Source organism: Ruegeria intermedia, from assembly GCF_900129345.1.
In the GTDB taxonomy this organism is placed as follows: Bacteria; Pseudomonadota; Alphaproteobacteria; order Rhodobacterales; family Rhodobacteraceae; genus Ruegeria; species Ruegeria intermedia.
On the sequence record NZ_FQVK01000014.1, the window covers coordinates 1 to 12,215 of the forward strand.

At 58.7% G+C, this 12,215-nt stretch carries 10 protein-coding genes; 7 read left to right on the forward strand and 3 right to left on the reverse strand.

What is annotated here, in order from left to right:
* On the reverse strand, positions 1–123 hold a 123-nt coding region (locus F3H26_RS11140; RefSeq protein ID WP_149776132.1), incomplete at its 3' end, for a transposase.
* 278 nt (positions 124–401) lie between these two features.
* Positions 402–1,292, reverse strand: a complete 891-nt coding sequence (locus F3H26_RS11145; protein ID WP_149776133.1) for a hypothetical protein — start codon at positions 1,290–1,292, stop codon at positions 402–404.
* A 24-nt stretch (positions 1,293–1,316) separates the two neighbouring features.
* Between F3H26_RS11145 and F3H26_RS11150 the strand changes: the two genes are divergently transcribed.
* The 7 genes from F3H26_RS11150 (at position 1,317) to F3H26_RS11180 (ending at position 11,614) form a co-directional block, all read left to right on the forward strand.
* On the forward strand, positions 1,317–2,420 hold the full coding sequence (locus F3H26_RS11150) for an exonuclease SbcCD subunit D (protein WP_262504555.1): 1,104 nt from the start codon (positions 1,317–1,319) through the stop codon (positions 2,418–2,420).
* A complete protein-coding gene (locus tag F3H26_RS11155; protein WP_149776135.1) occupies positions 2,417–5,491 on the forward strand; it encodes an AAA family ATPase in 3,075 nt (1,024 codons plus the stop codon). Before F3H26_RS11150 ends, F3H26_RS11155 begins: the two co-directional genes overlap by 4 nt.
* Positions 5,488–5,811, forward strand: a complete 324-nt coding sequence (locus F3H26_RS11160) for a hypothetical protein (RefSeq protein WP_149776136.1) — start codon at positions 5,488–5,490, stop codon at positions 5,809–5,811. The genes F3H26_RS11155 and F3H26_RS11160 overlap by 4 nt, the downstream gene beginning before the upstream one ends.
* 33 nt (positions 5,812–5,844) lie before the next feature.
* Positions 5,845–7,554: a hypothetical protein gene (locus tag F3H26_RS11165; protein ID WP_149776137.1), complete on the forward strand. Its 1,710-nt coding sequence runs from the start codon at positions 5,845–5,847 to the stop codon at positions 7,552–7,554.
* Complete coding sequence (locus F3H26_RS11170) at positions 7,551–9,236, forward strand: hypothetical protein (protein ID WP_149776138.1); 1,686 nt, start codon at positions 7,551–7,553, stop codon at positions 9,234–9,236. The genes F3H26_RS11165 and F3H26_RS11170 overlap by 4 nt, the downstream gene beginning before the upstream one ends.
* A gap of 675 nt (positions 9,237–9,911) precedes the next feature.
* Positions 9,912–10,700, forward strand: coding sequence for a hypothetical protein (locus F3H26_RS11175; RefSeq protein WP_149776139.1), 789 nt, complete (start codon positions 9,912–9,914; stop codon positions 10,698–10,700).
* A complete protein-coding gene (locus F3H26_RS11180; RefSeq protein WP_149776140.1) occupies positions 10,697–11,614 on the forward strand; it encodes a hypothetical protein in 918 nt (305 codons plus the stop codon). The genes F3H26_RS11175 and F3H26_RS11180 overlap by 4 nt, the downstream gene beginning before the upstream one ends.
* A gap of 87 nt (positions 11,615–11,701) precedes the next feature.
* Here F3H26_RS11180 and F3H26_RS11185 read toward each other — a convergent pair whose 3' ends face one another.
* A complete protein-coding gene (locus tag F3H26_RS11185) occupies positions 11,702–12,118 on the reverse strand; it encodes a hypothetical protein (protein WP_149776141.1) in 417 nt (138 codons plus the stop codon).
* Positions 12,119–12,215: the final 97 nt, after the last annotated feature.

Genomic DNA, 12,215 nt, shown 5'->3' on the forward strand with positions numbered 1-12,215 from the left:
CTGGTTCGGATGAACGTCAAACTGCGACGCCAATTCGCTCATCGTTTTGTCGCCCTTCAAAGCTGCCAATGCCACTTTCGCCTTGAATGCAGGGCTGTGGTTCCGTCTCGGTCGTCTTGCCATATTCACTCCTTCGTCCCGGCACGCTGCCGGATCAGGAGCGGAAAATCCACCTAACTCATCTGTTCAGATTTCTCGGACCACCTCTTACTATGCGTCCTGTTCTCGAGAATTGCGTATGCAAACCAACAAGACTCGTAGTGATTATCACCTTCCGCCGCTAACGTTTGGCGGCTGAGCAAACCCTCATATAGTTCTTGCTTCTTGGCGGTCATCAAGCACATCCTTCCATGGTTGGGCAGGGCAGGGGGGGTGAGCGGCGGCGTTTGGGCGTATCGGCCTCAATCTGTGTCTGTCTGGGGGATCGAAACATACTCGGTGCCCGCCCGTTCTAACCGCGCATCCGGTCGATCCAGCCCCCACCGGTGATCCAGGAAGAATTCGAGCGCCTTGCGGGTCTCAACCAGCAGGTAGGTTCCCCGGAACCCGAATTCGCGCCGCACCACTTGGGCCTGTGCGTCGGTCAGGTGGCTTGCGGGGCGCAGCTTGATGAGCGCTTTGGTGTGCCAGTCGGTGTCACGGGGCAAAGGGGGGGCAATCTCGCGCTGCTCAAATGGGCTGTCGGGCGCGATGCGGATGGGCAGATAGTTGCGGTATGTCTGGTGTTTGTAACTGTAGGCGCGCAGATGCACGGCCTCGCCATCAGAGGTGAAGCGCACCGGCGCAATCCACTGATCCGGGCTTTCACCGGACGTGATCGAGGTATAGCACAGGCGCAGCGCCTTTTGCGCGCGCATGGTTTGGTAAAGCCGCGCGATGATGGCGGGATCCGCCTGTCGGGTCGGTCGCGGCAGGCTGGCGGTGCCAACATCGTCACTGAGCAGGTCAAAGGCCTGCAGTGCGTCGGCCGGGGCAAGTGGCGCGTGGTCGGGTGTGGCGACATAGGTCTTGCGCGTCGGATCATACACCGGCGGCGTCGCCGTCAGGTCGAGATAGACCCGGAAATCCACCGCCGCCTGCGCCGTCGAAATCCCGAACCGTTCTTCAAGGTCGCGCCGGTTCGCCACGCCGCGCCACGTCAGGCAGTGATCGAGAAAGACCAGCCGGGCCCGTTGCGCGTGTTTGAGGTGATCAAGCGTCATTCGCGACAGATAACTTGACGCTGGATCAATTGTCCATATAGAAAAAATACGTATAGAAACTGTATGAGTAGAAAAATGCGTATTCTTCACACAGCGGACCTGCATCTGGGCCGAATGTTCGAAGGGATTTCTTTGGAAGCGGACCAGGCTGCGATTCTGGATCAGATCCGCGCGGCGGTGCGGGAGCACAAGACAGATGTGCTTGTAATTGCAGGGGATATTTTTGACCGTGCGGTGCCGCCGGCCAGTGCCGTGAGGATGTTCAACAGCTTTCTGAGCCGGATTGTGCAAGAGACGGACGCGGCGATTGTGATGATTGCCGGCAATCACGATTCCGCCGACCGCATCGAATCGATGGCGATTCTTCCGGATCGTGCCCGGGTTTTGGTGCGCGGCGCGGTGCGGGCAGATGAGGAGCCGTTGATCCTCTTGGACGAGGCAGGCCCGGTTGCATTTTCGGCGCTGCCCTTTGCCTATGAGCACGCCGCGCAGGAGTGTTTCGGCGATACCAACATCACCACCCCGCATGACGTGCTGGCCGCCCAGGCAGTTGCGGCTCGCGAAACGGTGCCCGAGGGCGCGCGCTGGGTGGTGCTGGCCCATGCCTTCGTCGCCGGGGGCGAGGTGGGCGATACCGAGCGGCCACTGACCCGTGTCGGCGGGATCGAAACCGTGCCGTCCGAGGTGTTTTCCGGGGCGCATTACGTCGCCCTGGGTCATCTGCACCGCCCGCAACAGGTCGGTGCGCCCCATATCCGCTATAGCGGGGCCCCGCTGGCCTATGGGTTCGATGAGGCGGGCGGGCAGAAATCCATGACGCTGGTCGATCTCGACGGCGCCGGAAAGGTGTCGATCGAAACCCTGCCGTTCCGACCGATCCGCGACGTGCGAATCCTACGCGGCAAATTCACCGAGCTCTTGCAAAACCCCCCGTCCGAGGATTTCATCAAGGTCGTTCTGACCGACGAAGCTCTGGTGATCGACGGGATGAAGCGCCTGCGCGAGGTGTTTCCCAATGCCTGCAAGCTGACCTATGAGCGGCGCGACCGCGCGACTGAAACCAAGGCGCTGGCAGCTCGGCCATCGGCAGTGGCCGATCCGGTGGAGGTGGTCAACAATTTCCTGTCCGAAGTGCGCGGAGAGGGGGTGTCGCCGCCCGAGGTCGAGATCCTTGCCGATGCGCTGCGCCGGATCGCCAAAGAGGAGGCGCGCCAATGAAGCCGGTGAAACTGACCCTTCAGGCCTTCGGCCCCTATCCCAACCGGGTCGAGATCGACTTTCGCGATGCCCTGGAAGCCGGGCTGTTCGGGATCTACGGGCAGACCGGGTCGGGCAAATCCACGATCTTCAGCGCCATGACATTTGCCCTGTTTGGTGAGGCCGCGCGGGAAGAGCAGGACACGAGTTCGCTGCGCTCCGATCACGCCGACCCGGGCGTTGTTACGCGGGTCGAATTCATTTTTGAGATTGGTGACCGGCGCTATCTGGCGATCCGCCAGCCCGCACAGGACCGGCCCAAGACGCGGGGCGAAGGCATGACCAGTAGCGCCCATGAGGTATGGCTGTTCGATGTGACCGGGATCGCGCCGGACCAGATCGACGCCGACAATCGCGGCAAGGTCATTGCGGAAAGAAAAGTGCGGGAGGTGGACGAGGCGATCGAGGGGCTGCTTGGCTATGGTGCCACCCAGTTCCGCCAGATCGTCCTGTTACCACAGGGTCGGTTCGAGGCATTCCTGTCGGCCAAGACGCGGGAACGCGCCGAAATTCTGCGTGATTTGTTCGATGTCTCAGCCTATGCCGCTATTGCTGATGATCTGAAGGCCGAGGCGAGTGCCGAGGAAAACCGGATCAAGACCGAGCGTGACCTCTGCGCACGACAACTGGCCGCGGAGGGGTTTGAAAGCGCCGAGGCTCTGGCGGACGGCATTGCTGATGCTGAGGCAGTCGCGACCGAGTGCGCGGATGAGGAAACCACGGCGCAAAAGATCCAGGGCGCTGCCCGTGAGGCGCTTGCCGAAGCCGAGAAAGTCGCCGAGAAGTTTCGCGCCTTGGGCGAAGCCAGGCAACTTCTTGACGGATTGCAGGCAGAGAGCGACCGCATGGCGAAACTGGCCGAACAGGTCAAACAGGCCGAACGCGCCCTGTCCCTGCGCGATGTCGCGCGGCAGGTGGACACCGCGAATACAGAACTTGGTGAAGCGATCGACACCCGCAGCAAAGCGGAAGAGGAAGTAAAATCCGCAACCCGCGCCGCACAGACGGCCCGGGAGACTCTTGAAATAGAACAGGGCCGGGCAGAGGAAGGGGAAGACCTGCGGCGCCGGTTGGATGAGCTGGGCCGTTTCGCCAGCCTCTTGGCCGAAGCGGAAGGTGACCGGGAGGCGCTTGCCGATGCGGAAAAGGCCGAGAAAGAGGCCAAGAAGGCGTATGACGACGCCAAGACCCAGCTCAACGGCATGGATCGGACGATTTTCAGCGACAAACAGGTGTTGGCTAACGCGCGAGGGCGGGAAAAACAGCGCCAGGAGTTTGCCGTGTCCACTGCCGACCTGACTGCCGAACACAGATTGGCTGTGGAGTTCGAGCGGGCGCAGACCGCAGTGGCCGAGGCGCAGGGCTGGGTGGAAACGCAACAGGCCGAGGTGGATGCCGCCGCAGGAGCGGCAGAAGATGCCAAAGACAAGTTCGGTCTGGCCGAGCAACGCCTTGCTTCTGCCCAGGCCCTTCATCTGGCGGCCAAGCTGAAGCCGGGCAAACCATGCCCGGTCTGCGGGTCGTGCGACCATCCCGCACCGGCACAGGGCGGGGTCGAGGACGCGGGGCGCGACAGGGCCTTTCGGGATGCAAAATCGGAATGGGAACAGGCGGATCGGGCGCTTCAGGACACCAAACAGAAGCTGGCGGGGATGGAGGCGACGCTGCGCGACCGTCGCAATCGGTTGTCGGGGCTGGAGGCTCCGGGCCGGACCGCGGCGGCGCTGTCGCAGGAGATTGCCGAGATCAAAGAGCAACAGGACGCGCTTGGACCTGTTATGGATATCGAAGCCGCTGAGGCCGCGCTATCCAAGCTGGAAGCGGACCGGGACGAGCTGGCGCAGGACTGTGAGACATATCGCAGCGCGTGGGACAAATGCCGAGAAGAAAATGCCAGGGTCCAGACGTCTTTGGCTGCCAGGCTGAAAGACGTGCCCGAAGCGTTGCGCGACGAAGCCGTTCTTGCGATCGAGCGGGACAAGGCGGCAGACGCGCTGCGTTTGTTTGAAAAGGCCCGCGCCAAGGCGGAGAAAGCCGCGCAGGATGCAGAAAAAGCGGTGATTGGGGCACAGACAAAGCTTGAAGCTGCCAAAACAGCCATAGAAAAATGTCAAAACCGCCTTAAAGGCGCGGAAGGCCAGTTTTCTGATCGGCTCAAGGCCGTTGGTTTGACAATTGAGCAATACCACGACCTGACCCCTGCCATTGAAACACTTGAGGTGGATCGCGAAACGGTCACCCTCCACGCGCAGAACGTCAAAAGCGCCGAGGATGCGCTGGAGCGGTCAGAAGCGGCGGTTGCCGGCCTTGAACTGCCGGATATTGACGCGCTGAAGACCGCATTGGCGGATACCGAAAGAAGGACGAAAAAAGCGACCGAAACCCGCATCGAGGCGGAGGCGCGTCATCAGCACCTGACCAAACTGCGCGATGGCCTTGAAGACACCTTGCGCAAGCTGGACGATGCCGAACAGGCGTCCGGCCCACTGCGCAATCTTGCGGCGCTGGTCAATGGTCAGAACCCGCGCAAAGTGACGCTTGAGATCTTCGCCATCTGGGCGATGTTCGACCAAGTGCTCGAGGCGGCCAATCTGCGGCTGGGGCCGATGACCTCGGCCCGTTATCAGCTTGAACGCGACCCCGAAGGCGGCGGGCGCGGGGCGCAGGGGTTGGGCATCGTGGTGCTGGACACGCATACCGGCCGGACCCGGGACACCAACACGCTATCGGGCGGGGAAAGCTTCATCGCGGCGCTGTCGCTCGCCCTTGGGCTGGCGGATGTCGTGGAAAGCGCCAGCGGCAAGGTGCGGCTGGATACGGTGTTCATCGACGAAGGTTTCGGCAGCCTTGATGCCGCTGATGGCAGCGGGACGCTGGAACAGGTTCTGCAGGTCCTGACCGCGCATGTCAGCCAGAACCGCGCCGTGGGCCTCATCAGCCACGTGCCCCAGGTGCAGGAAGCGGTGCCAAACGGGTTTTACGTGCGCAAAGGGCTGGCGGGCAGTGAACTGGAAGTCAGAGGGCAGGCATGATGGCCGAGGATTGGTTCAGACGCCGGGCGCACAGACGCCGTTTGCCGGGCGGCAGAGAAACCCACGTGCGCGAAACCTGGGTGCCGCGCCATCCCGAGGCAGATCGCAAGAAGAGTTTTCGCAGCAGGTGCCCAAGGTGTGGTGCGGCGATTGTCAGCGTGCCGATGCCCAATGGCGGCCGGGTGCATTTCGAGGGCGGCAAGGGGCTGGGCCGGATCAAACATCCCTGCCTGCACGTGGGTGAAGGGCTCAGCCGCCGACGTGCCGACGATACGGATGATTTGTTTGCATGGGCCCAGTCGCAGGGGAATTCGGGGTGACTGATGCGCATAGCGAAGAGGGAGATTGATCGAGTGGATGCTGACAACAAACTGCGACCTGCAGAGGTCGAAAAATGGGCTCGTGAACAGGGCATCTTGCAGGGTGCCGAGCTGCTTTGGAGCAAGCGACAAATTGGCGTAAACGTCCTGACGGCCTTCGCGCACGGCGCCGCCGCGCGCGAGCACCTGTTTTCCGAGGAAGACGCCCAATCATTGTCCAAGCTCAGCAATTCGGAGTTCTTTCAGCGTCTGCCCGTGATCTGCGACATCATCCCGTATCTCGATGCTGCGCCGGGTGATCTTATGACATTGGTGTCCGCGCTTGTCGAAAAGGGAGGTGAAGATTTGGCGGCAAACCAACCGAATGCAGCTTTTCGCAAATGGTGTGCGGCGGAAAAATCGCGCTCCGATGAAGTGATTGCAATGGCCAGGGGCGGCGATGAACTCGCGTTGCAGCATCTCGTGTTCGCGCTGGAAGCCAAGGGCGATGTTTCCGAGGCCCTGCAATCGGTGGAAGCCAGGTGCGACGAGCAGATAGCAGGCGTGCTGGCGTTGTCCCGGATGGATCTGTCAGCCGGTGATGCGGCCCGGGCGCTCACAGCGATCACGGCGCAACTGAAAGACCAGACAGACAAGGAAAGGGCAGGGATGGCAAAGGCCATGCTGGACATCGCCGCAAAGCATAACCTGGACCGCAGCCCATTGATCGAGGCCTTGAAGCAACTTCAAGGTTCGACCGATCCGGTCGTGATACACATCCTGACGACCGCTTTGCACCAGCATGGCACAACAATGAGCGAGAGTGAGATCGACCTGTGCCTTCAGGTCATTCGCAATATCGACCCCGATAACGCGGGCACCGTTCAGCAACTGGATTTCACGCTGGGTATGATGTGGCCGGTTGTCCCGGGCAAGGTGCAGGATGTGTTGTCTGACCTTCTGTCTCGGTCTGAGGGTAAAGTTGGAAAAGGGGCACTTGAGCGAATTCTCAACGCCGACAAGCCAGAACAGCATGCGCTGGCAGTGAGGTTGGTGACAAGCTGGTTGTATGAGGGGAATCCGTCGGTCTGCGCCGCTATTGCTGGGTATATTTCGGAAATCAATCGCACGACACCCTGGTTCGATGTCACACCTGAAGTGTTGCCCGACGAACCTCGCGATCAGCTTTTTGTCTGCCGCAAGGCGGTCGGATTTTTCATTCTGGCTCCGATGACGGCAGCGGCCTGGTGTGTTGCCGCTTTGCGGAGAGGCAGCGCTGTTTCGGAACAGGTCGCAGAGCTTTTGCTGAACCCGCTTTTGATCAACTACGGTGGTGCCCTTCGCGAGTGGCTGGAAACGCAGCTTGAACATGACGCACTGGGCAATGATCTGATCGCAGACGCGTTGAAAGTGGCACAGGAGATCCGGGACGGGATGAACGCCGCCGGAGATGTTGTAGAACTTGAGCCGTCAACATCGTGCCGCGCGCTGGTCGCCTTTCGCGAAGCCGAGGAAAACCACCGCATTCAGGAAGAGGCACAGGGGCGATCGGTATTGGCAAGCCTGGTGACCACCCAGACGCTGCTTTATGGGGACCGGTCGGCGTTCAGCATCCACGACGGCGAAGGCAAGATGCACACCAAGGAAATTCAGATGGCCGAGTTTTCGGTCAGAACCGAAATCCCCTTGGGCACCATTTTCGATCCCATCGGCACCGAGATGATGATCGAACAGATGCGATATGAACGGAAGGTCGCGCCATGAAACTGCTCCTCCGCCAGCATTTGGAAAGCATGAAAGAGCGCGACGGGCTGGATGTGCTTCTGCCGCAGCTTCTGAGCGAGCTTGGATATGAGGTTATCCATCGTCCGCGCATAGGCGGACGACAAGCGGGTGTGGATGTTGCCGCTGTCGGACCTGACCCCGATACCGAGAACAAAAAGTCGTTACTGCTGTTTGTCATCAAGTCGGGGAATGTGGGCAGGGCGGACTGGGACGGTTCTTTGCAAGCTGTTCGTCCATCGCTGGGCGAGGTGATTGACGACTATATTCCCAACCGCATTCCCGAGCAGTTCCGAGGGCTTCCCATTACCGTATGCGTGTGTATGGGCGGCGAAATTGAGGAAGGTATCCGCGCTGCCTGGCGTGGCTTCGTGAACAACAACACCCGCGACGGTTTGAGTTTCAGAGAATGGAACGGCGATCGGATTGCCAACCTGATCCTGTCCGGTGTCCTGACCCATCAGCTCTTGCCTCCTACGCAACGGGCAAATTTCCAAAAAGCCATCGCATTGGTTAGCGAACCTGATGAATCCTACCAGAATTTTCGGGCGTTACTGGATGATCTTTCGGATGGGCTTCAACCAGACCAAGCCGGAACAACCCGGCTGCGTCAGATGATGATCTGCCTCTGGATCCTTGTCACCAGCGGTTTTGATGCGGAGAATCTCGACGCCCCTTACCGCGCCTGCGAGCTTGCCATGCTGCACGTCTGGGATGCGGTGCGGCAATGCCCCGAGCGAAAGCGTAAACGATATGCGGAACGGTGGGAGATCTTCCAGAATGTCGTGTCACTTTATCTGTCGGTTGGGCAGGCATTTCTTGTCGACAAGATCGGTCCACATGCTGGCAAAAGATTTGCCCTCTCGGCCGCCGTGCAGTCACGCTCGCCAATGGATGTAAACCTGTCCCTGTTTGACCTCTTGGGACGTTTGGTTCTTTTGGGCCACTGGCACCACGCGATCGCATGTCGTGCTGAGGGCGGGGAAGCGCAGGTGCATTTGGCCAAGCGCGATGAGTTGCTGGATCTTGCCATTCAGACCATCAATAACAACCCGACACTTGTCGCCCCCATGCGGGATGATCATCAGATCGAGATCGCGATGCTGACGAGCCTTGCCCAATCCTGCGGTCGCTTGGAAAACGTGTCTGGATATCTGGAAGAAGTCGCCAACCGAATTGCCTATGGGTATCGACGCCGATCTCATTGGGTGACGTGTTTTCGCGAGTATCAGCACCTTGCACGGCATCCCATTGATCGCAGCGACGCCTATTTCCGTCGTTCGACCATCGGAAGCGTCCTTGTGCCATTCGTCCTGGTCGCGCTTGACCGACTTGGGAAATCAGGTGCCCAGGCACAGTTTGAAAGAGACATTCAGGACACGTTGGCGCATTCCACCTTCCAGACTTGGGTGCCGCACGAAAAGACTGCGGATTCGTTTTGGAAGGCGGGGCAGAGCATCTGCCTTGGAATAGCCTTGGGGCTTCAGAGTGGGGATGGCTCCAATGCATCGATGTCGTCCGAAATTGCCAACATCTGCTCCATGCATGGCCGGATCCTTGAATGGGAGGCCGTTCAACGCGGGCTCTACCCTCTGGTTCTGACCGCGTGCCGGCATCATCGATTGCCTGTGCCCCCGCAGTTCTGGGTCGATCCTGCCTCTTAGTCGTGGAATGCGGGAGTAGCTGGCCAGATATGACTGCGGTCCCTTTGGCAAAGTGGACTATACGGAAATTCAATGGGGCGGCAGGGTAAAACTCCAGGTGCCGTCCATCAGTCATTTGGTCCATGCATCCAGTTATTCCCAATCGTTCAAGATCCATAATTCAGGTTGCGCCTCAAGGTTCCTGCCCGGGAACTTGAGGCGAGGAAGCACGCCGTTCGCCGGAAAGTAGGCCGCGTTTCTACGCGCCTGGATAGCGCAATATCCCAGCCTTAGTCTTTTTGGGTCACCTCACAAAAGATAACTATGATAAGTCATCAATATTATTTTACCTTGACGAATGTGAATAATGTGAGTGATATATCGACATCATCAATGGAGATTCGCCATGAGAACCACACCTCATGCATACCAACGCTCAATACAGCGCAACATTCCGGCGCACATAATGTCGGTCATTCATGCCTATGGATCGAGCGCACATTCAAAAGGAGCCGTCAGTTTGACGCTTGACGATGAGTCCATTTCCCTGGCCGCAGACGGATGTCCGCGTCGCAGAAACGAACTGTCACGATACCGCGGCGCATATCTCGTGGTGTCTGGCGAAGATCGTGTGATCACGGTCGCGCGTCGACTGCGCCACTTCCGTCGTTAATCAATCTCAAAGGAGACCCGATCTTGGCCCAAGAACTTTCCATCGCTTCGGAATATTTCCACCAACTCAGTGAGACCAAGGCCGACCAACTCTTGGATCGCAGTGAACTGAGCCTTGCTCGGGACGGGAATATCGACGTCGTTTATGCGCCGTTCGATCACGTCGAAAGGAAGGCATGTCTTGTCGTCGTCGGCATCACGCCCGGAATGACGCAGGCCGTGAACGCAATAAATGCTGCGGTCCGGGCGAGGTGTGCCGGCAAGACACTTCAGGCGAGCCTTGCGGACGCCAAACTGACCGCCAGTTTCAGTGGTGGAGCAATCAGAAACAACTTGGTGTCGATGCTCGATGCAATTGGTGTCGCCACGCACTTTGGGCTGCAAAGCACCTCGGAAATGTTCCGTCCAGGCTCTACTGATGTCCATTTCACATCGGCGTTGCGTTATCCGGTGTTCGTATCCGGAAAAAACTACAACGGAGCGCCTAACATGCTGAAAACACCAATTCTGCGGTCCATGATCGAGACGCATCTGGCGGAAGAGGCCGCATTGCTGCCCAATGCGATATGGTTGCCGCTCGGACCGAAGGCGGAAATGGCCATCCGCCATCTTTCTGACAAGGGGCTGATCAGCGAAAGTCGTATCTTGGCCGGTCTCCCGCACCCCAGCGGGGCAAACGCGGAACGCGTGGCCGTCTTTCTTGGGAGAAAGAAACCAGAAGACGCATCAGCAAAAACCAATCCTGTTTCATTGCTTGCCGCATCTGTGCAATTGAAGAAGCAGATTGCCAGCCTGAAAGGAGCCGCTGCATGAGCGGCAACACCGTGCCTTATACCTGGGAAGAGATCGAAGAACAGATCCGCCTGGCCATTCTCGCCCAAGCGTCCATCCTTGGCCAGTTCGGCCCAAGTGACCCGACTGTTTTCCAAAGCTATCTCGGCATTGATACCGACACATGGCAAGCCGACTACATGGACGAAGGGCAGGCCGCGGCCATTCCGCTTGAGCGCCACCAAATATACCACCAAGTAAAACGCGCATATCTCTACGCCTATCAACTTGACGGTTTCGAACAGGCAAGCGGGGACGATTGGCACGAAACGGCGGGTCTTCTGGAAGGCTTTCCGCAGACGGATTTTCTCGGCGAGCCATCGCCCCTTTGTCCGCGGAACGACTTTCCGCTGCGCCGTGTGCTTGAAACCTATTTTGCAAGGTGGAGCTGGCACGAGGAGGGATTTGATCTGACCATTCGTCAGCTGTCATTGCTGGCAAATATGACAATCCCAGCTGTGCGCACATCTCTGAGCAAGGAAGGTTTCAAACTCGAGCAACTCAGAGGAAGTGACAGTCGGCGCGATGATGGCAGCACCGCTCGGCTTTCGGCCGACGACGCTATAGTCTGGCTTTCCAGACGACGCGGCTTCATCCCAAATCGAGAGCGCAACCCGAAGACGCATGTCTCCAAGTCGGCATACGACTTGATGAATGATCCCAAAATTGAATTCCCGGACCTTCTCAGAGCATTGATAGAGGTGCGGAGCATCTCTTTTGCGGGCTTGGCCCATGAAGCAAAGTGCTCGGAAACATGGCTTGAAAAGCTGATTTCAGGCCAAGACGCGGAAATCGATCTGGCCGCTTTGCAAGTGATTGCACAGATATTCCAGGTCGATACACCTGATTTCGTCGCGAAAGGGGTCAAGTATTTGCTCCAACTTGAAGAAAGGTGATGAAGAGGCCCGAATTTCTTTCCTATGCTTTTTCGTATCATTCGGGCCGATCTGACTGCGCGCCACAAGCGCAATTGTTGAGCGTCCTTAATCGAGGCTCGCAATCATACTTTCCACAGCCCGGATTGCTGCGATCCTGTCATCCAGTGACTGCTTGGCGGTCTGGAATTTCTTCCATCGCCACGCGAGGTTGACTAATTCGACGGTTTTGGTGTCCTCGATCCATGTCGTGTCGACGTCGCCGGCGATAGCCTGATCTCCGATGCCGTCCCGGTGTTCGTTCAAAACCTGCCGGATTTGCATGCCCATCAACTCGATGGTTGCGTCGTCGATGTCCAACAGGCGTTCCCTCTCGCTCAGCGCTTTCAGGACTTCGAGAGTGCGGTTTTTCGTTGAACCTGTTGGAACCGCGCCGGAGGTCAGCCATTCTTCAGCGAGATGGCGGCCTTGTGTGACCGCTGTCAGCATCAGATCATGCAATTCACGTTCGATTTCACTATGCATAGTTGTCTCCTTGAGGTGAGCCGGCTGGATGCGCGGCTCTCAAGACGCCAGCCCTCGGAGAGCAGGGCTGGCGGATGTGGCAGGTGGGTTGGACCTT